We start from the raw sequence: 24,358 nt of genomic DNA on the forward strand, positions 1-24,358 counted from the left end.
AAGGTCTTCGGTAGAATCCACTGAAATCCAGTCAGGAAGACCCGAACGATGTGGGCTGATGTACTAGCGCGATTCGAGAAAAAAGCACCCGCCAGCGTAATGGCCAAACTTGCCTTGGAGCAGGCCATTGCGCCGGAGTGGGTCGATCAGGTTTTCGAGGAGCACCGGCAACGGCAGTATTCTCGCGAATTGCTGTTCTCGACCATCGTCAAGCTGATGTCGCTTGTTTCTCTGGGCTTGAAGCCATCCTTACATGCTGCCGCGAGACAACTAGACGACCTTCCCGTCAGTCTGGCGGCCCTTTACGACAAGATCAGTCGAACCGAACCTGCCCTGTTGCGTGCTCTGGTGACAGGCTGTGCGCAGCGCTTGGCGCCGACAATCCATGAGTTGGGCTATTCAGCCATGCTTCCTGATTGGCAAGTTCGGATAGTCGATGGAAGCCACCTGGCCTCCACCGAAAAGCGTCTTGGTGCGTTGCGCCAAGAGCGTGGGGCGGCTCGCCCCGGGTTCTCGGTAGTGGTCTACGATCCCGATCTGGATCAGGTGATCGACCTCCAACCGTGTGAAGACGCCTACGCAAGTGAGCGCGTCTGTGTCTTGCCGTTACTGGCTCAAGCAAAGGCCAATCAGGTCTGGGTCGCTGATCGCCTCTACTGCACGCTGCCTGTCATGGAGGCGTGCGAACAGGTGAGCACATCATTTGTCATTCGCCAGCAAGCCAAACATCCCCGCTTGATCCAAGAAGGTGAGTGGCAAGCACCGATGCCGGTAGCAACAGGCACAGTGCGCGAGCAATCCATCGAAGTAAAAGGCGGGCACTGCTGGCGACGTGTCGAGTTGACACTTCATTCGCCAAACGACTCAGGTGATAACAGCTTGATGTTCTGGAGCAATCTGCCCGAGAGCATCAGTGCACAACAAATCGCAGACTTCTATCGCCGTCGCTGGAGCATCGAAGGGATGTTTCAGCGACTGGAAGCGATTCTGGAAAGTGAAATTGAAACCCTTGGCAGCCCGCGAGCTGCCTTGCTTGGCTTCACCACTGCCGTTCTGGCATACAACGTTCTGGCCTTGCTCAAACGTAGTGTTGAGCAGGCCCATCGGGATGCCTTGCCCGATAATTGGGAAGCCTCGATCTATCACTTGGCGGTGCAGATCAGAGGGGGTTACGAAGGCATGCAGATTGCCCTGCCATCCGAGTACATGCCAGTTGTACCGATAGACAAACTGGCCCAGCGCCTGCTGGAGCTAGCCAGAAACATCCAGCCCAAACAGGTCGTGAAAAGTCCACGAGGCCCCAAGGTGCCCAAAGCGAAGGCCTGGGTGCAAGGTACGGCTGTGCATGCCCACGTTTCGACGGATCGGGTCATCAAGGCCGCTAAAACCAAAAGACCTTGAAAGGGATGGCCGTAAGGGCGGAAAGGTGACATTGCGTCACCATCGCAAATGAATGCGCATATAACTTTCAAAACACACTCTCAAAGTCAAAGTCAAAGTCAAAGTCAAAGTCAAAGTCAAAGTCAAAGTCAAAGTCAAAGTCAAATGCGATCGGCGTGCGTTTTCACAGTTGTAAGCGCATTCATTTGCGATGGTGACGCATAGTCACCTTTTCGCCCTTACGGCGAGTCCCTTTTTGAAGGATCAAAATCTATGGTCACCCCGTTTTCTGCAATACTGTTCATCAGATGAAATGGATGGCTTGCGTAAATCTATCCGGCGTCTGATGGGCTCGTATCCGCCCGCGCCACGATGAGCGTTCGCACCTGACAATCCTTAAAAAGTAAGCGGCTTCCAAGAGCCATTTTTGATCCCAGGATCATCGTCAGGCCGATCGGCCGTTTGTTTCATCTGTTGTACAGCTATCGCAAAACCTGATGGTGAAACACGGTGCAGCACTACGGGGTCAGGCGTTCATGGCGCCTGGCTCCGTTTTATATTGCGTGTGCCGAGTGGTAATGGCCCAAGCGATGCGTGCCAGTTTGTTGGCCAACGCGCAGGCCACCACGTTGGAGTGACGTCGAGCGAGCAGTGAGCGCACCCAATCGGCTAATGGGCCTTTCTGGTACTTCAAACGCATCAGGTAAACCCGTGCGCATTGCACCAGCAAGCGTCGAAGGTTCTTGTCGCCGCGCTTGCTAATCCCCAGCAAATTCTGTCTGCCACCGGTACTGTACTGACGGGGCACCAGACCTACAGAGGCCGCAAAGTCCCGGCTACTGCCGTATTGCTGGCCATCGCCCATTTCCACAGCCAGCAGGCTGGCGGTGATCGGTCCGACACACGGAATACTCAGCAAACGACTACCCAGATCATCGTCAGTCAGCTGGCTCACCAGCTCTTCGTCCAACAACTTGATCTGCTCGCTCAGGTAGACGAAATGCTCATGTAGCCGCTGCAACAATGCGACAAGACGTACAGGCAAGTCGTGCTCTTCAAGCACAGAAGCGAGGCGTTTGACCACTGCCAGTCCGGTCGGCAGGCTGACGCCGAATTCGAGCAGGAACCCATGCATCTGGTTCACCGTCTTGGTTCGGTCGCGGATCAATGATTCACGCATCCGATGAGAAACAGAGAGCGTTTGCTGCTCAGGCGATTTTGGCGTCACAAAGCGCATGGAAGGCCGGGAAGCAGCTTCGCAGATGGCTTGCGCATCAACGAAGTCGTTTTTGTTGCTCTTGACGAAAGGCTTAACAAACTGAGGCGAGATCAGCTTGGCTTCATGCCCCATCGCCGTGAGTTCTCGAGCCAGATAGTGCGAACCGGCACAGGCCTCCATCACCACCGTGCAGGGAGGATGATTGGCCAGAAACCGCATCATCTGCAGCCTTGAGCACTTCTTGCGCGATACCTCTTTGCCGAACTTGTCCTGGGCATGCAGGTGGAAGGTATGTTTGCCGATGTCGATGCCGATCAGTGTCACGGTGCTCATGATGACGGTCTCCGAAGAAAAAACACCCTGCGAAAGCGTACGCCTCGCAGGGTGCCGGGGTGACCATCTCATTAAGGAACCAAAAAATCCTCGCTCCATTCATCCGGCCCTACGCTTCGCTCCGGGTCCCCTCACTCCGGCCTTGCTCCCGGGAGGACCGCGCTGCAGGGCCCATCCTGGGCCCCAGCGCTTGACGGGCATCCATGCCCGTCACCTCCCTCCGCAAGGCCTGCGTTCGGCCTCCTGAAGTCGCGAAGGTACGGGCGGCGCCTGGGCTGACGTAGCTGTCGCTAGTTGAGTATGGCGCTAGACTCTTGATCGGCAACGGCAACGGCAACGGCAACGGCAACGGCAACGGCAACGGCAACGGCAACGGCAACGGCAACGGCAACGGCAACGCCGGGAATCGGGCGTAAAGGGGTTTGCGCCCAGACCGCCCGGCGGGTCTGCCGCCAGACCCCAGACTCGGTTATACTCGCGGGCTTTTCACCGAATTCGCACGAGAGCTGCCCGCCCATGGAAATCCAACCGATCCTGAACACCATCAAGGACCTCACCGAGCGTTCCCAATCCATTCGGGGGTATCTTTGACTACGATCACAAACATGATCGTCTGGTCGAAGTAAACCGCGAGCTGGAAGACGCCGCTGTCTGGAACAAACCCGAGTACGCCCAGGCCCTGGGCCGCGAGCGCGCCATGCTGGCGCAGGTGGTCGAGACCCTCGATAAACTGTCCAACGGCCTGACCGACTGCAAGGACCTGCTCGACATGGCCGTCGAGGAGGGCGATGAAGGCGCTGTCAGCGATGTCGAGACCGAGCTGCAAGGGCTTGAGGAATCCCTCGCCCAGCTCGAGTTCCGTCGCATGTTCAGCGGCGAGATGGACCCGAACAACGCCTACCTGGACATCCAGGCCGGCTCCGGCGGCACCGAGGCCCAGGACTGGGCCAACATCCTGCTGCGCATGTACCTGCGCTGGGCCGACAAGCGCGGCTTCGATGCCACCATCATCGAACTGTCCGAAGGCGAAGTCGCCGGCATCAAGGGCGCCACCGTGCACATCAAGGGCGAGTACGCCTTCGGCTGGCTGCGCACCGAGATCGGCGTGCACCGCCTGGTGCGCAAGAGCCCGTTCGACTCCGGCGCCCGTCGCCACACCTCGTTCTCGGCGGTGTTCGTCTCGCCCGAGATCGACGACAAGGTCGAGATCGAGATCAACCCGTCCGACCTGCGCATCGACACCTACCGCTCCTCCGGTGCCGGTGGTCAGCACGTCAACACCACCGACTCGGCGGTGCGTATCACCCACGTGCCGACCAACACCGTGGTGGCCTGCCAGAACGAACGCTCCCAGCACGCCAACAAGGACACCGCCATGAAAATGCTGCGGGCCAAGTTGTACGAGCTGGAAATGCAAAAACGCAACGCCGCCTCCCAGGCCCTGGAAGACAGCAAGTCGGACATCGGCTGGGGCCACCAGATCCGCTCCTACGTGCTCGACGACTCGCGCATCAAGGACCTGCGGACCGGCGTCGAGCGCAGCGACTGCCAGAAGGTCCTGGACGGCGACCTCGACCAGTACCTGGAAGCGAGCCTCAAGCAGGGGCTGTAAACCGCACACCACCGCCGCGATACGAGGCCCAGGGCCCGTATCGCGTGCCCTGCCCGACAGGGGCAACGAACACCTGATGGAAAGAATGACGACATGAGCGACCTCAAGACCGAAGCGCAAGACCTGCAACAGGAAGAAAACGCCCTGATCGCCCTGCGCAAGGAAAAACTTGCCGCCGAGCGCGCCAAGGGCAATGCCTTCCCCAACGACTTCCGCCGCGACAGCTACTGCAACGACCTGCAGAAGCAGTACGCGGACAAGACCAAGGAAGAGCTGGAAGCAGCCGGCATTCCGGTCAAGGTCGCCGGTCGCATCATGCTCAACCGTGGCTCGTTCATGGTCATCCAGGACATGACCGGCCGCATCCAGGTCTACGTCAACCGCAAGACCCTGCCGGAAGAAACCCTGGCCGCGGTCAAGACCTGGGACCTGGGCGACATCATCAGCGCCGAAGGCACCCTGGCCCGCTCCGGCAAGGGCGACCTGTACGTCGAGATGACCAACGTGCGCCTGCTGACCAAGTCACTGCGCCCGCTGCCGGACAAGCACCACGGCCTGACCGACACCGAGCAGCGCTACCGCCAGCGCTACGTCGACCTGATGGTCAACGAGGAAACCCGCCACACCTTCCGTGTCCGTTCGCAGGTGATCTCGCACATCCGCAAGTTCCTCATCGAGCGCGACTTCCTCGAAGTCGAAACCCCGATGCTGCAGACCATCCCCGGCGGCGCCGCGGCCAAGCCGTTCGAAACCCACCACAACGCCCTGGACATGGCCATGTTCCTGCGCATCGCGCCTGAGTTGTACCTCAAGCGCCTGGTGGTCGGTGGCTTCGAGAAAGTCTTCGAGATCAACCGCAACTTCCGTAACGAAGGCGTTTCGACTCGTCACAACCCAGAATTCACCATGCTCGAGTTCTACCAGGCCTACGCCGACTACCGCGACAACATGGACCTCACCGAGGAACTGTTCCGCGAGCTGGCGCAGCTGGTACTGGGCTGCACCGACGTGCCGTACGGCGACAAGGTGTTCCACTTCGGCGAGCCGTTCGTGCGCCTGTCGGTGTTCGACTCGATCCTCAAGTACAACCCGGAGCTCACCGCCGCCGACCTGCAGGACGTCGACCGTGCCCGCGAGATCGCCAAGAAAGCCGGCGCCAAGGTGCTCGGCCACGAAGGCCTGGGCAAGCTGCAGGTGATGATTTTCGAAGAGCTGGTCGAGCACAAGCTGGAGCAGCCGCACTTCATCACCGAGTACCCGTTCGAAGTCTCGCCGCTGGCCCGTCGCAACGACGACAACCCGGCCGTGACCGACCGCTTCGAGCTGTTCATCGGTGGCCGCGAGATCGCCAACGCCTACTCCGAGCTCAACGATGCCGAAGACCAGGCCGAGCGCTTCCTGGCCCAGGTGGCCGAGAAGGACGCCGGTGACGACGAGGCCATGCACTACGATGCCGACTTCGTCCGTGCCCTGGAATACGGCATGCCGCCGACCGCCGGTGAGGGCATCGGCATCGACCGCCTGGTGATGCTGCTGACCAACTCGCCGTCGATCCGCGACGTGATCCTGTTCCCGCACATGCGTCCACAGGCCTGAGCGATCTGAACAAGCCGCCTTTCGAGGCGGCTTTTTCATGCCTGAAGCTTTATGTTGTCAGTGCGGGCCTCCTCGCGGGGCAAGCCCGCTCCCACAGTTGCACCGCAGGGCTTGAGCGTTGTGGTGTAACGTGGGAGCGGGCTTGCCCCGCGATGAGGTCGGCACCGGTAACCCACTGTTCATGAGGTACCTCCAGTGACCCCCGCAATGCCCCACCAAGGCGCCGCCGGCATCGCCACCGCCGTCGCCGAGAGCGTGCAGTACCAGGGCCGCAAGACCGCCCGCCAGGGCAGCGAGCAGCGCCGCCAGCAGATCCTCGACGCCGCCATGCGCATCGTCGTGCGCGATGGCGTGCGCGGCGTGCGCCACCGCGCCGTGGCCGCCGAGGCCGGTGTGCCGTTGTCGGCCACCACCTACTACTTCAAGGATATCCAGGACCTGCTGGCCGATACCTTCGCCCAGTACGTCGAGCGCAGCGCGGCCTACATGGCCAAGCTCTGGACCAACACCGAAGGCGTGCTGCGCCAGTTGCTGGCCCAGGGCGACGGCAGCCCCCAGGCCCGGGCGCACCTGGCCGATGAAGTGGCGCGCATGCTGGCCGACTACGTCCTGCGCCAACTGAACAACCGCCGCGACTTCCTCATGGCCGAGCAGGCCTTCCGCCAGGAGGCGCTGCTGTGCCCGCGCCTGGCCGAGTTGGTGCAGGCCCACGAGCAGATCCTGCTGCATGGCGCGCGACAGATCCTGCAGGTGGTCGGCTCGCGCCAGCCCGAGCAGGATGCCCAGATGTTGACGGCGATAATCGAGCAGATGGAATATCAGGGCCTGCTCAAGGATGCGAATGCGCAGGCCGATGAGCAGATGCTCGCTATCCTTGTCCGATACCTGCAGATGGTGCTGGCCTCGGCCTGAGTGGCGAACGACTTTTCAAGGAGAACCTGATGAAAGCCTGGCGTGTGGTGTTGTTGACCTTGTCATTCCTCCTGCTGGGCGGTTGTCTGGTGACGTTCGACGAGCCGCTGCCGGCCAACCAGCCGGCGCCCAAGGCCCTGCTCGGGCAGTGGAGCAGCAAGGACGCCTGGGGCCAGCCGCTGAAGCTGAGCATCAGCCGCGCCGGCGGCAACACCTACAAGGCGGTGGCCCGTGCCCAGGGCAAGGCCCCCGAGGAATACGCCTTCACCGTGGCCCGGCACGGCAACCGCTGGTACCTGTCGGCCGGGGTGCCCAAGCGCCTGGGCGGCAACTTCCTGATCGGTGGCTTCGAGGTGATCGACGGCAAGCAGCTGGTGGTCTACAACCTCGATGTCGAGCAGGTGCAGCAGGCCGTCGCCAAGAAAGAACTGAGCGGACGCAGTACCGAAGTGCCGGAAGATAACGGCGAGGGCGTGCTGATCGACAGCCCGACCGAGCGGGTGCTGGCGTACCTGGACGATCCCGCCAACTCCGATCTGTTCGTCGAGGTGGCGCGCTTCCAGCGTTCCGGTAAATAGCAGTGAGCATACCGGCCTCGTCGCGGGGCAAGCCCGCTCCGGGTTGTGGGAGCGGGCTTGCCCCGCGATGAGGCTCCAAGAAGGAGTCCCGCGTGGACGAGTACCAGCAGACCATACGCACGTTGTCCGACCGCATCGTCGCCACCCAGACCCCGATCCGCGTACTCGACGCAGTGAAATGGGACGACGGCATCCGCCAGGGCTTCCTCAAGGCCAAGGGCAAGGAGCCACCGGCGGTGGACCGTGCCTACTACCAGAACCGCCCGCTGTCGTTCGACTCCAGCGCGGTGAAGGCCGAGTTCCAGAGCATCGAGCGCGACATCACCCGGCAGTTGGGCCAGTTCAACCCGGTCGGGCAGATCATGCGGCGCATGTGCAAGGAATACCGCATGGTCGTGCGCATGCTCGAGGCACGCGGCACCGAGGACTTCGGGCTGATCTCCCAGGAGCTCTACGGCGCTGCCTCCGATGCCTTCCACGCTGGTGATCCGACCCTGGCCGATCTGGGCCTGATGCTCTCGGACTACCTGAACAACATCGACGGTCGAGGCGACCTGAAGGACGAGCCGAAGAACCTCACGGCCAAGGAAGCGGTGGAGATCCTCCAGCGTCGCCTGAACAAGGTGTTCGGCGAGGCCGAGGAGACCATCCGCGTGTTCGAGTCCGACGGCATCGTTGCCGACGCCGCGGCTGGCGCCGACTACATCAAGGTGCGCGCCGACGCCATGTTCAACAGCCGCGATGTGCGCGCCCTGGAAGTGCATGAAGGCCTGGTGCACGTCGGCACCACCCTCAACGGCCTGAACCAGCCGATCTGCACCTTCCTGGCCAAGGGCCCGCCCTCGTCGACGGTGACCCAGGAAGGCCTGGCCATCCTCATGGAGGTGATCGCCTTCGCCTCCTACCCCAGCCGCCTGCGCAAGCTCACCAACCGCACCCGCGCCATCCACATGGTGGAGGAGGGCGCCGACTTCCTGCAGGTCTTCGAGTTCTTCCGCGGCCAGGGCTTCGAGATGGGGCAGAGCTACAGCAACGCCAGCCGGGTGTTCCGTGGCTCGGTGCCCAATGGCCTGCCATTCACCAAGGACTTGTCCTACCTCAAGGGCTTCATCATGGTTTACAACTACATTCAGTTGGCCGTGAAGAAGGGCAAGCTCGAGCAGATCCCGTTGCTGTTCTGCGGCAAGACCACCCTGGAAGACATGCGCACGCTGCGCCAGCTGGTCGAGGAAGGGCTGGTCGAACCGCCCAAGTACCTGCCCGAGCAGTTCCGCGACCTCAACGCGCTGTCGGCCTGGATGTGCTTCTCCAACTTCCTCAACCACCTGAGCCTGGACCGTATTGAAGCCGACTACGCGAACATTCTCTGACGCCTGCCGTCACCTCGCCTTCGGCCTCGGGTTGCTGCTTTTGGGCGGCTGCAGCAGCCTGCTGTTCTATCCCGAGCCCGGCCAGCCGTTCACCCCGGAAAAGGCCCACTTGCAGTATCAGGACCTGACCCTCAGCGCCGCCGACGGCACGCGCCTGCATGGCTGGTGGCTGCCCGTGCCGCAGGGCGTCGAGGTCAAGGGCACGGTGCTGCACCTGCATGGCAATGGTGGCAACCTGGCCTGGCACCTGGGCGGCAGCTACTGGCTGCCGAAGGCGGGCTACCAGGTGCTGATGATCGACTATCGCGGTTATGGGTTGTCCCAGGGCAAGCCGACACTGCCCAAGGTGTATGGCGATATCGGCGCGGCGCTGGACTGGCTCGACAAGGCGCCCCAGACCCAGAGCAGGCCGCTGGTGCTGCTGGGCCAGAGCCTCGGCGGGGCCATGGCCATCCATTACCTGGCCCAGCACCCCGAGCAGCGCCGACGCTTCAGCGCCCTGGTGTTTGATGGCGTGCCGGCCAGCTACCGGGCGGTGGGGCGTTATGCCCTGAGCACTTCGTGGATGACCTGGCCACTGCAGGTGCCGCTGTCGTGGCTGGTGCCGGACGGCGACAGCGCGATCAACTCGATCGCCCGCCTGGACAGCCCGCCGAAGCTGTTCTTCCACAGCATCGACGACAACCTCGTGCCGTTGGACAACGGCCTGCGTTTGTACCGCCAGGCGCCGCCGCCCCGGGTGTTGCAACTGACCCGGGGCGACCATGTGCAGACTTTCGCCGACCCGACCTGGCGTCAGGTGATGCTGCGTTTCCTGGAAGACCCTGCCCATTTCAACGGCCTGCGCCGCCTGGCCGAAGTCCCCGACTACCCTGACGAGAAGAACAAGCAATGAGTGAAGAACGCAACGCCATCCCGCTGATCCTGACCGGCGTCGGCAGCATCATCGTGACGGTGGGAACCCTCTGGTACTACGGCTACCTGCATTTCGCCAAGCCCGAGGATGCGCTGTTGTTGCAGGATTTCACCATGCTCAAGACCATTCCGGGGGAAGACTACAAGGTCTCGCTGACGCCGGCGCCACAGGTGGCACAGTGCATCGATGGCGTGCTGGTGCTGTTCGACACCGAGCAGAAGGGCCTGACCGGGGTGCTGGTGGACAACCGCAAGCGCGCGGTGCGTTGCATGGGGCAGGAGACGCCGCAGCAGGTGCAGTGAATGATGGGGCTGCTGCAATGCGGCCCGATCAGTTCAATCGCGCGCTGGCGACTGAATAGACATCGCATCGTTCACGTTTGCCGATCGCAATGACAAGCACTACCACGCGCTGATCAATCACCTGGTAGACCAAGCGGTAGCCGGCTGATCTCAATTTGATCTTGTAGCAATCAGCCATGTTATTGAGCCGGTCTTTTTCAACCCTGGGTTGAGCCAGCCGGGCCTTGAGTTTCTTGGCAAGCTGCAGGCGCAATGTGGGTTCGAGCTTGCGGTACTCCTTGTGCGCTCGTGAATCAAACTCAAGGTTGTAGCTTGCTGTCGCGCTCTGCGTCGGCGATGAGCTCATCGATATCCACCCTCACGGTAGGCCCGCCAAGTCGCTGGCGTACCAGCTCGGCCAGTTGGATATCGTCAATCAGATCCATCATCGCCTCGTAGCGCTCTGGTGGTACTGCGTAGAAGGCGGGCTCGTTCCGATTGAGGATCACCACGGTTTCACCGTGCCCTTGGCGAATGGTGCCCATTGGGTCTTTCTTAAGGTCGGTGATGGATGCTGCCAGATCGGCGAGGACAGGGTAGGTCATAGTTGTATCAACCCATTTGTCGAGAAGGACGGTTGCCTCAGTTTAGTGCTTTTAAAGGTGTCTTCAAAGGTGCTTTTGACGGAAGGTCAAGCATGAAAAAACCCGCCATCAGGCGGGTTTTTTCATTCAGACAGCAGCCCTCATTGGACTTGGCTCACCGCTCGCGGCGCCACCGGCTGGTTGTCGTTGGAGATGGTCACCTCCACCCGACGGTTCTGCGCGCGGCCCGAGTTGCTGCTGTTGTCGGCCACCGGGTACTCCTTGCCGTACCCCTGGGCGACGATGCGTGCAGGATCCACGCCGGCACGTACCAGTGCCATGCGCACCGCGGCGGCGCGACGCTCGGACAGGGTCTGGTTGTAGTTGGCCGAACCAACGCTGTCGGTGTAGCCCTCGACGATCACCTTGCGCTCAGGGTTCTCCTGGAGGAACTGGGCCAGCTTGGTGACGTTGGGGTAGGCGCTGCTCTTGAGTACGGCCTTGTTGAAGTCGAACAGCACGTCACCGAAGGTCACGAGCGTGCCCCGATCGGTCTGCTTGGCGTTCAGGCTGTCCTGCAGCTTCTTGATCTGCGCGTCGCGGGCGTCCAGCTTGGCCTGGGCGCGCTGGGCGGCAGCGTTCTTCAGTTCGGCCTCGGCGCCACGCAGGGCGATGGTCTGCTTGGCCACTTCGACGCGCTGGTTGGTCAGGTAGGCGAGCTGGTCGACCTTCTTGGAGTCCTCGCGATCCATGTAGGCCTTGTCGGCCTTGTTCAGCCAGTCCTGGGCGTCCTTGGTCTCGAGCGCGGCCACCTTGCTCGACTGCGGGTCGCTCTGCAGGGCGGAGAAGTTGGTGCGGGCCGACTCCAGGTTGGCGTTCGGGTCGTGGGAGCAGGCGGCGAGGCCTACGCTCAGGGCCAGCAGGGCGGGAATCATGACGTAGTTGCGCATAGTGTTCATCCTTTGATCGTTAACGAAGGCTCATGAGGCTGGGCAGGGCTCATTCGGCGCTGCGCAGGCCTTCCTCGCGTACGTCGTTGATGCCTTGGCGGGCATCCTGCACGGCCTTCTGGGCCTTGGCCGCCTGGGCCTTGCGCTCGGCGACGCGGGCGTCCCACTCGGCCTGTTCGGCCAGCAGCTTGGCCTGGTCGTACTGCTTGTCGTGCATGGCGATCTCGGCCTGCTTGAACTTGTCCTGGGCAGCCTTCATCTCCACCGCGGCGAATTCGGTGCCACCGGCACTGACCGCCGAGTTGACCGCCGACTGGGTCACGGCGTATTGCTCGGTCGGCGGCTTGCCCGCGCAGCCGGCCAGCACCAGGCTGCTGCCCAGGGCCAGCGCGGCCAGCTTGAGCCCGCGCAGGTGAGTGGAGGAAGGTTGTGCGATGCGGGTCTTCATGGTGGTCAACTCCATTGGGTCACTCCTGTTAAACGACGATGCCACGTAGTGGCTATCGCTGTTCCCCTGTGGCCAGCGTCGGGCGCAAAGGCCCGTGTTTACAGGGTTTTGCCGTGATGGCTATTGGCTGTGACCGAGGCGTTTTTTGAATAGTTCAGAAAAATTTGCACGCTAAAGGTATTTTTTTCTGACTAATCAGTCAGCGGAATTTCCGTGGAACTTCCGCTGTGGATGACGGTATGCCGGGTCTTGCCCGGCACCCGGAAAGGCTCAGTGCGACTGCTCTTCCCGCACCCGGCCAAGGGCCTGCAGGTGGCGTCGGGAGAGGGCCAGGAAGCGCGGCGTGGGGCCGATGTCCTCGTACAGCGGGTCGCCTTCCTCGTCGGTGGCGATCACCTGCTGGCCCTTGATGTAGGGGAAGCTGGCCTCAAGCTCTTCGAGCGCCGCCGCCACCAGTTCGCCCAGCAATTCCTCGGGGCTGCGCTTGGGGTACATGTCGATCAGCGCGGCCAGGCGCGCTTCGGCTTCCATGTCCAGGTGCAGGACATGGCCGGTGGGGCTCAGGCGGCCGGCGGCGTTCTGTTCCCAGTGCTGGGCGAGTTGGCGAATTTTCATGATGACCTCTGTCAAAGCCTGGTAATGGCATTGCTTCGGATGTCCTGTGTTCACTTTAGTCGCTCTGGCCGCTTCCGGCTTGCCAGGCGCCGGCGCGAGTGGGCACTCTTGGGCGCATGCGGTTTCCTGGAGTGGAGAAGGCTGATGAGTGATATCGATCTGCGCTTGCGCGAGGATGTGCACCTTTTGGGAGAACTGCTGGGCGAGACCATCCGCCAGCAGCATGGCGAGGCGTTCCTGCAGAAGATCGAGGACATCCGCCACAGCGCCAAGGCCGACCGGCGGGGGCAGGGCGAGCGACTGAGCTCGACCCTGGGCGACCTGGCCGAGGAGGACCTGCTGCCGGTGGCGCGGGCGTTCAACCAGTTTCTCAACCTGGCCAACATCGCCGAGCAGTACCAGCTGATCCGGCGCTGCGACGCCGACCAGCCCGAGCCGTTCGAGGCGCGGGTGCTGCCGGAACTGCTAGCGCGGCTGAAGGCGGCGGGCCACGGCAACGATGAGCTGGCCCGGCAACTGGCCAGGCTGAACATCGAGCTGGTGCTTACCGCCCATCCCACCGAGGTGGCCCGCCGCACCCTGATCCAGAAGTACGACGCCATTGCCGCGCAACTGGCCGCGCAGGACCACCGCGACCTCGTTCCCGGCGAGCGCCAGCAGGTACGCGAGCGCTTGCGCCGCCTGATCGCCGAAGCCTGGCACACCGAGGAGATCCGTCGCACCCGGCCGACCCCGGTGGATGAAGCCAAGTGGGGCTTCGCGGTCATCGAGCACTCGTTGTGGCAGGCGATCCCCAACCACCTGCGCAAGGTCGACGCGGCCTTGTTCGAGGCCACCGGGCTGCGCCTGCCGCTGGAGTCGGCGCCGGTGCGCTTCGCCTCCTGGATGGGCGGTGACCGCGACGGCAACCCCAACGTGACGGCGGCGGTCACCCGCGAAGTCCTGCTGCTGGCGCGCTGGATGGCCGCCGACCTGTTCCTGCGCGATATCGACGGACTGGCCGCCGAACTGTCCATGCAGCAGGCCAGCGCCGCGCTGAAAGACAAGGTCGGCGACAGCGCCGAGCCTTATCGCGCCCTGCTCAAGCAGCTGCGCGACCGCCTGCGCGCCACCCGCGCCTGGGCCCATGCCTCGCTGACGAGCACGCAGCCGGCCAGCGCCGCGGTGCTGGTGGACAATCGCGAGCTGATCGCGCCGCTGGAGCTGGCCTACCAGTCGCTGCATGAATGCGGCATGGGGGTGATCGCTGACGGCCCGTTGCTTGACTGCCTGCGCCGCGCGGTGACCTTCGGCCTGTTCCTGGTCCGCCTGGACGTGCGCCAGGATGCCGCCCGCCACCGCGACGCGCTGTCGGAAATCACCGATTACCTCGGCCTCGGTCGCTATGCCGAGTGGGACGAGGAGCGACGCATCACGTTCCTTCAGGCTGAGCTGAAAAACCGTCGCCCGCTGTTGCCGGCGCACTTCCAGCCCCAGGCCGAGACCGCCGAGGTGCTCGCCACCTGCCGCGAGATCGCCGCCGCGCCTGCGGCGTCGCTGGGGTCGTACGTGATCTCCATGGCCGGCGCGGCCTCCGATGTGCTGGCGGTGCAGTTGCTGCTCAAGGAGGCCGGGCTGACCCGGTCGATGCGCGTGGTGCCGCTGTTCGAGACCCTGGCCGACCTGGACAACGCGGGCCCGGTGATGGAACGCCTGCTTGGTTTGCCGGGCTACCGTGCCGGCTTGCAAGGGCCGCAGGAGGTAATGATCGGCTATTCCGACTCGGCCAAGGACGCCGGCACCACCGCGGCGGCCTGGGCCCAGTACCGCGCCCAGGAGAACCTGGTGCGCATCTGCCGCGAACACCAGGTCGAGCTGTTGCTGTTCCATGGCCGCGGCGGCACGGTCGGGCGCGGCGGCGGCCCGGCCCACGCGGCGATCCTGTCGCAACCGCCGGGCTCGGTGGGCGGGCGTTTCCGCACCACCGAGCAGGGCGAGATGATCCGTTTCAAGTTCGGCTTGCCCGGCATTGCCGAGCAGAACCTCAACCTCTACCTGGCCGCCGTGCTGGAGGCGACCCTGCTGCCGCCGCCACCGCCGGAGCCGGCCTGGCGCGCGTTGATGGACCAGCTGGCCGCCGATGGCGTCAAGGCCTACCGCGGCGTGGTGCGCGAGAATCAGGACTTCGTCGAATACTTCCGTCAGTCCACCCCCGAGCAGGAGCTCGGCCGCCTGCCGCTGGGCAGCCGCCCGGCCAAGCGCCGCGCCGGGGGCATCGAGAGCCTGCGGGCGATTCCGTGGATCTTCGGCTGGACCCAGACGCGGCTGATGCTGCCGGCCTGGCTGGGCTGGGAAACGGCGCTGAACAATGCCCTGGCGCGCGGGCAGGGGACGCTGCTGGCGCAGATGCGCGAGCAATGGCCGTTCTTCCGCACCCGCATCGACATGCTGGAGATGGTCCTGGCCAAGGCCGATGCGCAAATCGCCGAGGCCTACGACGAACGTCTGGTGCAACCCGAACTGCTGCCGTTGGGCGCGCACCTGCGCGACCTATTGTCGCAGTCGTGCCAGGTGGTACTGGGCCTGACCGGGCAGCCGGTGCTACTGGCGCACAGCCCGGAAACCCTGGAATTCATCCGCCTGCGCAACACCTACCTGGACCCGTTGCACCGCCTGCAGGCCGAGCTGCTGGCGCGCTCGCGCAGTCGTGAAGCCGCTCTGGACAGCCCGTTGGAGCAGGCCTTGCTGGTGACCGTGGCGGGGATCGCGGCAGGTTTGCGCAACACCGGCTGAGGTCGTTCGAGACCGGTCTCGGTGATTGGCGGGGTTGGTCTTGCGCCAACCCCCGACGGCCGGTTGCGCCGGGCGCAACCAGTGCCCCGGCCAGCGGCGGGCGGCCCGTTCCTGGCACTTTTGGACGCTTGTCGGGGGGGCGGGCGCTGTGTATCTTGAGCAGCCTTTTGACCGATTTTACGGTCTCGTCCGATTTTCCGGAGTTGGCCTTGTGCGCCGAATCCGTTGATTTGCAAAGAAAAATATGAGGAGCACAAGATGCGCGTAATTCTGCTGGGAGCTCCCGGGGCCGGTAAAGGTACTCAGGCAAAGTTCATCACCGAGAAGTTCGGTATTCCGCAGATCTCCACCGGTGACATGCTGCGTGCCGCCGTCAAGGCCGGCACCCCGCTGGGCCTGGAGCTGAAAAAGGTCATGGATGCCGGCCAGCTGGTCTCCGACGAGCTGATCATCAGCCTGGTCAAGGAGCGCATCGCTCAGCCGGACTGCGCCAACGGCTGCCTGTTCGACGGCTTCCCGCGCACCATCCCGCAAGCTGAAGCCATGGTCGCCGCCGGTGTCGACATCGACGCGGTGGTCGAGATCGCCGTGGACGACGAAGAAATCGTCGGCCGCATGGCTGGTCGCCGCGTGCACCTGGCCTCGGGCCGCACCTACCACATCCAGTACAACCCGCCGAAGGTGGAAGGCAAGGACGACGTCACCGGCGAAGACCTGATCCAGCGCGACGACGACAAGGAAGAAACCGTGCGTCACCGCCTGTCGGTCTACCACAGCCAGACCAAGCCGCTGGTGGACTTCTACCAGAAGCTGTCGGCCGCCAACGCCGGCAAGCCGAAGTACAGCCACATCGAAGGCGTCGGCTCGGTCGAGTCGATCACCGCCAAGGTGCTGGCAGCCCTGAGCTGATCCATCACCGTGCGTCACGACGGCCCGCTTGCGGGCCGTTGTCGTTTATACTGCCGCTCTTTTTCCCCTGTCGCCTGGATACCTCGTTCGATGACCACCTTGCTGGCCCTGGATACCGCCACCGAAGCCTGTTCCGTCGCGCTGCTGCACGACGGCAAGGTGACCAGCCACTACGAGGTGGCCCCACGCCTGCACGCGCAGAAGCTGCTGCCGATGATCAAGCAGCTGCTGGCCGACTCGGGCGTGGCGCTGAGCGCGCTGGACGCCATCGCCTTCGGTCGTGGCCCGGGCGCCTTCACCGGCGTGCGTATCGCCATCGGCGTGGTCCAGGGGCTGGCCTTTGCCCTCGAGCGTCCGGTGCTGCCGGTCTCCAACCTGGCGGCCCTGGCCCAGGGCGCGCTGCGTGAGCGGGGCGTGCAGCAGGTGGCCGCGGCCATCGATGCGCGCATGGATGAGGTGTACTGGGGCTGCTACCGCGCCGAGCAGGGGGAGATGCGCCTGATCGGCCAGGAAATGGTCCTGCCACCCGAGCGGGTTGCGCTGCCGCAAGACCTGGATGGCGAGTGGTTCGGCGCCGGCACCGGTTGGGGCTATGCCGAGCGACTGGCCGTGCAGGTCGCGGCCAGCGATGCCGTTGCCTTGCCCAACGCCCTGGACATCCTCACCCTGGCCGGCTTCGCCTGGGCGCGGGGCGAGGCGGTCGCCGCCGAGCAGGCGCAACCGGTGTACCTGCGCGACAATGTGGCTACGCCCAAGGCGCGTTGAATGCAGTTCGTCGGCTATCGCCGTTCACGATAAAACCTTTTGCGCGTTCTGTGGTCCAGTTATCAGTTCGGGCATTAGCGAAGGATTCCTGATGCTGCTAAATTGCCATCATTGATCCTGAGTGCCCCTGTCATGCGTATCGACGGCTTCTCCTCACAGAGCTACCCCATCAAGCGTGCGCCTCGCAAGGCGCCGGCGCGTGGCGAAGTCATCGACGAAGCCGATGCCGAGATCATCGAGGACATCGACGCGCAGGTCAGTCGTGCCAGCCGTCGCGGCGAGAACCTGCCGGCCCGTCAGCAGGACCTGATCTATCCCCGCGCCCGCGACCGGCGTACCTCCACGGCGCTGGCCAGCTACCTGACCACTGCCGGCTTCACCGACTGGGAGATGGAAGTGCTGGGGCTGGACCTGTACATTTGATGGATGACGCCATCACCCCTCCCTTATTTCCTCGGTTGCCCGTCCTGGGCTGAGAACGCCTGGCGCGAGTACCTGTACCCCGCCGACGCCCGCACCAGTGAGTTCCTCGGGCTGTACAGCCAGGTATTCAACGCCGTCGAAGGCAATACCACCTTCTATGCCCGTCCCGCGCCAGCGACGGTCGAGCGTTGGGCGCAGATCATGCCGGCGGGGTTTCGCTTCACCGCCAAGTTTCCCGGTGATGTCAGCCACGCGGGCGATCTGCGCGAGCAGCTCGACTCGGCGCTGGACTTCACCCGGCTGATGGCCCCCTTGGGCGAGCGCGTGTCGCCTTACTGGCTACAGTTGCCGGCGATGTTCGGCCCGGCGCGCCTGGGTGAGCTTGCGCACTTTCTCGACGAGATCGGCGTGCCGGTGGCGGTGGAGGTGCGCAATGACGCGTTCTTTGCCCGTGGCGAGGAGGAGCGCCAGCTCAACCGCCTGTTGCATGAACGCGGCGTCGAGCGTATCTGCCTGGATCCGCGTGCGCTGTTCAGCTGCGCTTCGCGCGAGCCCGCCGTGCTCCATGCCCAGGCCAAGAAGCCCAAGGTGCCGCCGCGCCCGGCAGCCTTTACCCAACATCCGCAGGTGCGCTTCATCGGCCATCCCGAGCTCGAGGCCAACGAACGCTTCCTCACGCCCTGGGTGGACAAGGTCGCCGCCTGGATCGAGGAGGGGCGCCGCCCGTACGTCTTCCTGCATACCTCGGACAACCGTCTGGCCGCGGCACTGGCCCAGCGTTTTCACCAGCGCCTGATGGCCCAGCTGCCAGGCTTGGCGGCGCTGCCTGAATTGCCGCGTGCCCCTGAGGTCGAACAACTGGGGCTACTGTGATCTGACTGTCGGAGGTTGAACCATGGATGTGCAAACCCTGCGAGCCGAAGCCTTCAAGGCCCTGCATGAGCGTGATGGCGCGTTCGTCATTCCCAACCCGTGGGATGCCGGCTCCGCACGGATGCTGGCCAGCCTGGGCTTCGAGGCGCTGGCCACCACCAGTGCCGGGTTGGCGTTCAGCCTCGGGCGGCCGGATGCCGAAGGCGCGCTGACGCTCGAGGAGACCCTCGACAATGCCCGCGCCATCGTCGACGCCACGCCGTTGCCGGTGGCGGCTGATCTGGAAAATGGTTTCGGCGATTTGCCGGAAGACTGCGCGCAGACCATCCTGCGCGCTGCCGAGGTGGGGCTGGTGGGTGGCTCGATCGAGGATGCCAGCGGGCGCAACGACGCGCCGATCTACGATTTCGAACTCTCCGTGGCACGGGTGCGCGCCGCCGTCGCGGCCGCCCGCAGCCTGTCCTTCCCCTTCACCCTCTGTGCCCGCGCCGAGAACCTGCTGCACGGGCGTCTCGACCTGGACGACACCATCCGCCGGTTGCAGGCCTATGCCGAGGCCGGAGCGGACGTGCTGTACGCGCCTGGTCTGCGCAGCGTCGACGAGATCCGGGCGGTGGTGCAGGCTGTCGCACCCAGGCCTGTGAATGTGCTGATGGGCATGCCGGGGGTACCGTTGAGCGTGAATCAGCTGCAGGACCTTGGCGTGAAGCGCATCAGTGTCGGTTCCTCGCTGGCGCGGGCGGCGTTGGGCGCTTTCCAGCGGGCCGCGCTGGAGATCCGTGAGCAGGGCACCTTCAGCTATGGCGAGCAGGCTCTGCCATTTGCCCAGCTCAATGACTTGTTCCGCCGTTGAGGGCCCATGGGTAGAGCGTTGACTGCGTTGGTCAGCCTGCTGTTGGTTGTGCTGCTCGCCTGGTTGATGGGCTGGCGCCCGCCGGCTGCCTGGAGCCCCTGGGCCGCTCTGGATGTTCGGCAGCCCCCGAATTTGCTGACGCCTTACAAGCTGTCGCGTCTGCGCGACGATCCCGAGCTATGCCGCCAGGCGTTGCAGACCACCACGCTGCGTTATCGCCCGCAGAGTGACAGCCCGGCGCAGGCCGCTTGTCCGTTGCGCAACGTCTGGCGTGTGGAGGGCGGGCAGGCGCGCTTGAGCAGCAGCTTCCTCGCCAGTTGTCCGCTGGCGGTGGCCTATGCACTGTTCGAAATGCATGGATTGCAGCCGGCGGCGCAGCGGGTGTTCGGTCAGCCAGTGGTTCAGGTCGATCATCTGGGCAGTTTTGCCTGCCGCAATGTCTACCACCGCAAGCAGGGCCGGCTCAGCCAGCATGCCACGGCCAATGCGCTGGATATCAGTGGTTTTCGTCTGAAGGATGGCCAGCGCATCGTACTGGCCCAGGACTGGTCGGGAGAGGGCCCCAAGGCTGACTTCCTGCGGCAAGTGCAGGCGTCGGCCTGCGAAAGCTTCAGCACGGCGCTGGGGCCGGACTACAACGCCGCGCACCACAACCACTTTCACCTGGACATGGGCTTCTGGCAGATCTGCCGTTGAACTCAGGCGTGCACGCGCACGTTGTTCAGCACCACCGGGCGCGCCCAGTGGATATCGAACTCCAGGTCGTTCTGCTGCTTGGCCAGCGTCTGCTCGTCGAAGGGTTCGGGCGCAGGGTCGAGCAGGTTGGTCTCGAACTCGGCGATTGGCAGGAACAGCGGCCGCGGCGATGGGTCGGGGCCGGGCTCGGCGATGGGGTGACCCTGGCTCATGATCACCGGGCGCAACCAGCTGTTGCTGATATCGAGCTGGCGTTGCTGCTCGATCAGTTCGACGGTGTCGAAGGGCTCCGGAGCGGGTGGCAGCAGCTTGGCTTCCAGTTCCGCCTTGGGCAGGAACAGCGGCTCGGGCGGGGCCACCTCGGTGTCGTGAACCGGCAGGGCGCGCTGGGCGTCGATCAGGGCCAGGGCACGGGCGCCGCCGACCGGTTCGCCGCTGTCCTGGTCGCACTGCAGCAGCGCCTGGCTGAAGGTGTCGACTTCGCCTTGCGATTGCTCTGCCATGGCCTGGGCGAAGAAATCCTGCCACAGGTGGCTGACGCCACCCAGTGCCTGGGTATTCTGTCGACCGTAGTTGCCGACGGGCGACAAGTAGGTCAAGCCGATGGGAAGAGTGTCTGACATGGCAGTCGCGGACGTTGAGCTCTGGCAGAATAGCGGGATATTGCCTGTATCGGCTCTGGCCGGGGTTTCATTAATTTATTTCGAGTGCGGGAACGGATGGTAGAGCAGCAGCAAGGCGCAGGTATCAGGGTCGAGGCACTGGCCCCGCAGTTTCAGGCGCAGGCCGAGGCATGGGCCGAGCGGCTGGGCTTGCCGTTGGTCGATGATGCCGCGGAGTTCGCCGTGCAGCTGGGGGACGAGGGGCTGCAGATCCAGCAGCTCGGGCCGCAGGCGCCGGGGCCGGTGCGGGTGGATTTCGTCGAGGGGCAGGCGGCGCACCGGCGGTTGTACGGCGGTGGCAACGGGCAGATGATCGCCAAGGCCGTGGGCATCGCCCAGGGCGTGCGGCCGCAGGTGCTCGATGCTACGGCGGGGTTGGGCAAGGATGCGTTCGTACTGGCCAGCCTGGGTTGCCAGATGACCCTGATCGAGCGTCAGCCGTTGATTGCCGCGCTGCTGGAAGATGGGTTGGTGCGGGCGCGGGGGGATGAGGAGATTGCTCCGATCGTTGCGCGCATGCGCTTGCTGACCGGCAATGCCATCGAGCGGATGCGGGCTTGGGAGGGGGAGGCGCCGCAGGTGATCTACCTGGATCCGATGTTTCCGCATCGGGACAAGAGTGCCTTGGTGAAGAAGGAAATGCGGGTGTTCAGGCCTTTGGTCGGCGATGACCTGGATGCGCCGGCGTTGCTCGAGGCGGCTTTGGCGCTCGCCACGCATCGGGTGGTGGTCAAGCGGCCGCGCAAGGCGCCTATTATCGAGGGGGCCAAGCCGAGTCATAGTCTGGAGGGGAAATCGAGTCGGTATGATATATATCCCAAGAAGGCTTTGAAGGCTTGACTGTTCGTTAGTTCGTTAGTTCGTTGGGTTTGGGTGGTGTTTGTTTTTGAAGTTATATGCGCATTCATTTGCGATGTCGACGCTTATTCACCTTTCCGCCCTTACGGCGGGTTACTTTGGTCTTGGCCAAAGTAACCAAAGCCGCCTCGCTCCATTCATCCGGCCCTCCGCTTCGCTCCGGGTTCCCTCACTCCGGCCTTGCTCCCGGGAGGACCGCGCTGTAGGGCCCATCCTGGGCCCCAGCGCTTGACGGGCATCCATGCCCGTCACCTCCCTCCGCAAGACCTCCGTTCGGCCTCCTGAAGTCGCGAAGTTACGAGCGGCGCCTGGACTGGCGCAGCTGTCGCTAGTTGAAAGTTTAGTTGATCTCTCGATCGTATCGCGGGGCAAGCCCGCTCCCACGCAATAGTCGTCGTTATATAGATATCTGTAGGAGCGGGCTTGCCCCGCGAAAGGGCCGGAACAGCCAATACATAATTAATGGCCAAAAAACTAACTTCGCATTTCTTGCTCTTGCTCTTGCTCTTGCTTCTAAGCGCGCAATAGTCCAGGCGCCGCCAATTGCGACTTCAGGAGGCCGAGCGGAGTTCTTGCGTAGGGAGGTGACGGCCATGGATGGCCGTCAAGCGCTGCGCCCCAGGATGGGGCGTTCAGCGCGGTCCTCCCGGGAGCAAGAACGGAGCGAGGGGACCCCGGAGCGCAGCGTAGGGGCCGGATGAACGGAGCGGAACGGTTTTGCCTACTTTTCCCTAGAGAAAAGTAGGTCGCCGTAAAGGCGAAAAGGTGACTAAATGTCGACATCGCCTACGAATGAGCATGCAAAAATCAAAACAATCACCCCCGAACCCGAACCCGAACTACCTCCGAAAAGCCCGAACAAAAACCCCAACAGCCTCCCGCACATGCGCCTCAGCCTCATCCCCACTCAGCGCCTGCGCACACCCCAGCAACAACCGATAATCCGGCGCCCCCTTCACCAGGCAGAAGAAATGCTCCGCCGCCCGCAACGGGTTGTCGATCCGCAGCAACCCCCGCTGGTCGACACAATGCAGCAGCGCCGCCATCCCGGCCATCACCCGCTTCGGCCCCGCCTCGTAGAAATACTGCCCAAACCCCGGATCCTGGCTACCCAGGGCAAAGATCAGGCGACTCAGCTTGACCGCTTCGTCACTGCTGATGAGCGCCTGGAACCCCCGGGCAATGTTCAGCAGCACATCCTCCACCGCCACCCCTTCCGGATACTCGAACATCAAGTCAGGCAACTGGTTCTGGCAGGTGGACATGACCGCCGCGCCAAACAGCGTCTGCTTGTCGGTGAAATGACTGTAGACAGTGAGCTTTGAAACACCTGCCGCCGCAGCGACCGCATCCATGCTGGTGTTGGCATAGCCAAGGCTGAGGAACAGGTGCTTGGCGGCTTCGAGGATGGCCTCGCGCTTGGCCAGGTCCTTGGGCCGGCCTGGGCCGATGGGTGCGTCGTTGGACATGAGGGACCGCATTCAGTGTGAAAGGGACACATCTTACCGGGTCGTGAAGGCGTCGGCTGCAGCATACGTCGCAAGGCCAATATGGATTTTCTCTGACACGCCCGCTTCCCCGGCCCGGTTCGCTGACTTAATATACTCGTCAGTATAAATATTCGATGCGCCCTCTGCCAAAGGTCATTCATCATGTTGCGTCGTGCGTTGTCCCTCGCCCTGCCGGCAGTCGCCGTGCTCCTGCTTTCCGCCTGCGGCCAGGAGGCCGCGCCACCTGCCGCGCCGCGCCCGGCGCTGGTGGTTCAGCCGCAACCCGCGCAGGCCTCGGCCGACAGCTATCCGGGCGAGGTGCGCGCGCGCTTCGAGCCTGAACTTGCGTTCCGCATCGGCGGCAAGGTCAGCAAGCGCCTGGTGGAAGAGGGGCAGCGGGTCAAGGCCGAGCAGCCGCTGGCCGAACTCGATCCCCAGGACGTGCGCCTGCAGCTGGAGGCCAACCGCGCCCAGCTGGCGGCGGCCGAGGCCAACCTGGCGCTGGTCCGCGCCGAGCGCGACCGCTACCAGAAACTGCTGGACCGGCAGATGGTCAGCCACTCCCAGTTCGACAACGCCGAGAACCTCTACCGTGCCGGCCAGGCGCGGCTGAAGCAGGCCAAGGCCGAGTTCGAAGTGGCCGGCAACCAGGCCGAGTACACAGTGCTGCGCGCGCCCCAGGCCGGGGTGATCGCCAAGCGCCAGGTCGAGGTGGGCCAGGTGGTGGCCGCCGGACAGACTGTGTTCACCCTCGCCGCCGACGGTGAGCGCGAAGTGGCCATCGGCCTGCCCGAGCAGCAGTTCGCCCGCTTCGCCGTCGGCCAGGCGGTGAGCGTGGAGCTGTGGTCGCACCCGAACCGACGCTTCGAGGGCCGCATTCGCGAGCTGTCCCCGGCGGCGGACCCGCGTTCGCGGACCTTTGCCGCACGCATCGCCTTCACCTCCAGCGACACGCCGGCCGAACTCGGCCAGAGCGCCCGTGTGTTCATCGAGCATGCCGAACGCTCGCCGCTGGCGGTGCCGCTCTCGGCGGTGACTGCCGAGGCCGGCCAGGCCTATGTCTGGAAGGTCGGCAAGGACAACCGCCTGGAACGCGCACAGGTGCGCCTGGGCGCCTATGGCGCCGACAGCGTGCCGGTGCTCGAAGGGCTGCAGGCCGGCGACTGGGTGGTCGCCGCGGGCGGTCATGTGCTGCGCGAAGGGCAGCAGGTGCGGCCTGTGGACCGCAGCAACCGTGAAGTGAACCTGGCGGCCAAGGAGTAA

25 protein-coding genes are annotated in these 24,358 nt (G+C 63.9%); 17 read left to right on the plus strand and 8 right to left on the minus strand.

The annotated features are described in order from the left end of the window. Window positions 1-99: 99 nt before the first annotated feature. Window positions 100-1,401 carry an IS4 family transposase gene (locus K2O50_RS05655; protein ID WP_050707627.1) on the plus strand — a complete coding sequence of 434 codons (1,302 nt, stop codon included), beginning with the start codon at window positions 100-102 and terminating at the stop codon, window positions 1,399-1,401. Window positions 1,402-1,906: 505 nt separating this feature from the next. Here the strand turns inward: K2O50_RS05655 and K2O50_RS05660 are convergent. Further along, window positions 1,907-2,932: an IS110 family transposase gene (locus K2O50_RS05660; protein WP_050707629.1), complete on the minus strand. Its 1,026-nt coding sequence runs from the start codon at window positions 2,930-2,932 to the stop codon at window positions 1,907-1,909. Window positions 2,933-3,448: 516 nt separating this feature from the next. Here K2O50_RS05660 and prfB point away from each other — a divergent pair. The 7 genes from prfB to K2O50_RS05700 all read left to right on the plus strand — a co-directional run bounded on the left by prfB (window position 3,449) and on the right by K2O50_RS05700 (window position 10,218). Continuing rightward, window positions 3,449-4,544, plus strand: a protein-coding gene (prfB, locus tag K2O50_RS05670; RefSeq protein ID WP_139121065.1) for a peptide chain release factor 2 whose coding sequence is annotated in 2 segments (ribosomal slippage) — window positions 3,449-3,520 and window positions 3,522-4,544 — 1,095 coding nt in all. Because the reading frame shifts where the segments join, the coding sequence is not laid out codon by codon here. Window positions 4,545-4,637: 93 nt separating this feature from the next. After that, window positions 4,638-6,140 carry a lysine--tRNA ligase gene (lysS, locus tag K2O50_RS05675; protein WP_050704374.1) on the plus strand — a complete coding sequence of 501 codons (1,503 nt, stop codon included), beginning with the start codon at window positions 4,638-4,640 and terminating at the stop codon, window positions 6,138-6,140. A 207-nt stretch (window positions 6,141-6,347) separates the two neighbouring features. Further along, window positions 6,348-7,052 carry a TetR/AcrR family transcriptional regulator gene (locus K2O50_RS05680; protein ID WP_050704375.1) on the plus strand — a complete coding sequence of 235 codons (705 nt, stop codon included), beginning with the start codon at window positions 6,348-6,350 and terminating at the stop codon, window positions 7,050-7,052. 29 nt (window positions 7,053-7,081) lie between these two features. Then, entirely contained in the window at window positions 7,082-7,630 is a 549-nt protein-coding gene (locus K2O50_RS05685) for a hypothetical protein (protein ID WP_050704376.1), read from the plus strand. Window positions 7,631-7,722: 92 nt separating this feature from the next. After that, on the plus strand, window positions 7,723-9,000 hold the full coding sequence (locus K2O50_RS05690; protein ID WP_028691572.1) for a flavohemoglobin expression-modulating QEGLA motif protein: 1,278 nt from the start codon (window positions 7,723-7,725) through the stop codon (window positions 8,998-9,000). Continuing rightward, window positions 8,972-9,895 carry an alpha/beta hydrolase gene (locus K2O50_RS05695; RefSeq protein ID WP_050704377.1) on the plus strand — a complete coding sequence of 308 codons (924 nt, stop codon included), beginning with the start codon at window positions 8,972-8,974 and terminating at the stop codon, window positions 9,893-9,895. Before K2O50_RS05690 ends, K2O50_RS05695 begins: the two co-directional genes overlap by 29 nt. Further along, window positions 9,892-10,218: a hypothetical protein gene (locus K2O50_RS05700; RefSeq protein ID WP_050704378.1), complete on the plus strand. Its 327-nt coding sequence runs from the start codon at window positions 9,892-9,894 to the stop codon at window positions 10,216-10,218. Before K2O50_RS05695 ends, K2O50_RS05700 begins: the two co-directional genes overlap by 4 nt. A gap of 28 nt (window positions 10,219-10,246) precedes the next feature. Here K2O50_RS05700 and K2O50_RS05705 read toward each other — a convergent pair whose 3' ends face one another. The 5 genes from K2O50_RS05705 to K2O50_RS05725 all read right to left on the minus strand — a co-directional run bounded on the left by K2O50_RS05705 (window position 10,247) and on the right by K2O50_RS05725 (window position 12,794). Then, on the minus strand, window positions 10,247-10,564 hold the full coding sequence (locus K2O50_RS05705) for a type II toxin-antitoxin system RelE/ParE family toxin (protein ID WP_050704379.1): 318 nt from the start codon (window positions 10,562-10,564) through the stop codon (window positions 10,247-10,249). Then, window positions 10,518-10,802, minus strand: a complete 285-nt coding sequence (locus tag K2O50_RS05710) for a type II toxin-antitoxin system Phd/YefM family antitoxin (protein WP_052896306.1) — start codon at window positions 10,800-10,802, stop codon at window positions 10,518-10,520. The genes K2O50_RS05705 and K2O50_RS05710 overlap by 47 nt, the downstream gene beginning before the upstream one ends. Window positions 10,803-10,942: 140 nt before the next feature. Continuing rightward, window positions 10,943-11,731, minus strand: coding sequence for an OmpA family protein (locus K2O50_RS05715; protein ID WP_050704380.1), 789 nt, complete (start codon window positions 11,729-11,731; stop codon window positions 10,943-10,945). A 49-nt stretch (window positions 11,732-11,780) separates the two neighbouring features. Then, window positions 11,781-12,194 (minus strand): DUF4398 domain-containing protein, encoded by a 414-nt coding sequence (locus K2O50_RS05720; protein WP_050704381.1) that lies wholly within the window; start codon window positions 12,192-12,194, stop codon window positions 11,781-11,783. Window positions 12,195-12,449: 255 nt separating this feature from the next. Further along, window positions 12,450-12,794, minus strand: coding sequence for a hypothetical protein (locus K2O50_RS05725; protein WP_050704382.1), 345 nt, complete (start codon window positions 12,792-12,794; stop codon window positions 12,450-12,452). A gap of 144 nt (window positions 12,795-12,938) precedes the next feature. On the opposite strand from K2O50_RS05725, the gene ppc reads away from it, so the two are divergent. From ppc to K2O50_RS05760, 7 genes are all read left to right on the plus strand, one after another. Next, window positions 12,939-15,566, plus strand: coding sequence for a phosphoenolpyruvate carboxylase (ppc, locus tag K2O50_RS05730; RefSeq protein ID WP_050704383.1), 2,628 nt, complete (start codon window positions 12,939-12,941; stop codon window positions 15,564-15,566). A gap of 258 nt (window positions 15,567-15,824) precedes the next feature. Beyond that, window positions 15,825-16,475 (plus strand): adenylate kinase, encoded by a 651-nt coding sequence (adk, locus tag K2O50_RS05735; protein WP_028691565.1) that lies wholly within the window; start codon window positions 15,825-15,827, stop codon window positions 16,473-16,475. Between the two features lie 90 nt (window positions 16,476-16,565). Continuing rightward, entirely contained in the window at window positions 16,566-17,240 is a 675-nt protein-coding gene (gene tsaB / locus K2O50_RS05740) for a tRNA (adenosine(37)-N6)-threonylcarbamoyltransferase complex dimerization subunit type 1 TsaB (RefSeq protein ID WP_050704384.1), read from the plus strand. Window positions 17,241-17,372: 132 nt separating this feature from the next. Then, window positions 17,373-17,663 carry a hypothetical protein gene (locus K2O50_RS05745; protein WP_050704385.1) on the plus strand — a complete coding sequence of 97 codons (291 nt, stop codon included), beginning with the start codon at window positions 17,373-17,375 and terminating at the stop codon, window positions 17,661-17,663. Window positions 17,664-17,666: 3 nt separating this feature from the next. Next, window positions 17,667-18,536, plus strand: a complete 870-nt coding sequence (locus tag K2O50_RS05750; protein WP_050704386.1) for a DUF72 domain-containing protein — start codon at window positions 17,667-17,669, stop codon at window positions 18,534-18,536. Window positions 18,537-18,558: 22 nt separating this feature from the next. After that, on the plus strand, window positions 18,559-19,389 hold the full coding sequence (locus K2O50_RS05755; RefSeq protein ID WP_050704387.1) for an oxaloacetate decarboxylase: 831 nt from the start codon (window positions 18,559-18,561) through the stop codon (window positions 19,387-19,389). 6 nt (window positions 19,390-19,395) lie between these two features. Next, window positions 19,396-20,085: an extensin family protein gene (locus tag K2O50_RS05760; RefSeq protein ID WP_050704388.1), complete on the plus strand. Its 690-nt coding sequence runs from the start codon at window positions 19,396-19,398 to the stop codon at window positions 20,083-20,085. A 2-nt stretch (window positions 20,086-20,087) separates the two neighbouring features. On the opposite strand, the gene K2O50_RS05765 is transcribed toward K2O50_RS05760, so the two are convergent. Then, on the minus strand, window positions 20,088-20,708 hold the full coding sequence (locus K2O50_RS05765; protein WP_220689976.1) for an energy transducer TonB: 621 nt from the start codon (window positions 20,706-20,708) through the stop codon (window positions 20,088-20,090). A gap of 96 nt (window positions 20,709-20,804) precedes the next feature. On the opposite strand from K2O50_RS05765, the gene K2O50_RS05770 reads away from it, so the two are divergent. Next, window positions 20,805-21,587 (plus strand): class I SAM-dependent methyltransferase, encoded by a 783-nt coding sequence (locus K2O50_RS05770; RefSeq protein WP_050704390.1) that lies wholly within the window; start codon window positions 20,805-20,807, stop codon window positions 21,585-21,587. 857 nt (window positions 21,588-22,444) lie between these two features. On the opposite strand, the gene K2O50_RS05775 is transcribed toward K2O50_RS05770, so the two are convergent. Then, the gene (locus tag K2O50_RS05775; protein ID WP_050704392.1) at window positions 22,445-23,086 is read right to left on the minus strand and encodes a TetR/AcrR family transcriptional regulator; all 642 of its coding nucleotides are present in this window, start codon (window positions 23,084-23,086) and stop codon (window positions 22,445-22,447) included. Window positions 23,087-23,257: 171 nt separating this feature from the next. On the opposite strand from K2O50_RS05775, the gene K2O50_RS05780 reads away from it, so the two are divergent. Continuing rightward, entirely contained in the window at window positions 23,258-24,358 is a 1,101-nt protein-coding gene (locus K2O50_RS05780; RefSeq protein ID WP_050704393.1) for an efflux RND transporter periplasmic adaptor subunit, read from the plus strand.

This window comes from Pseudomonas sp. 2hn, assembly GCF_019646095.1.
Lineage (GTDB): Bacteria > Pseudomonadota > Gammaproteobacteria > Pseudomonadales > Pseudomonadaceae > Aquipseudomonas > Aquipseudomonas peradeniyensis.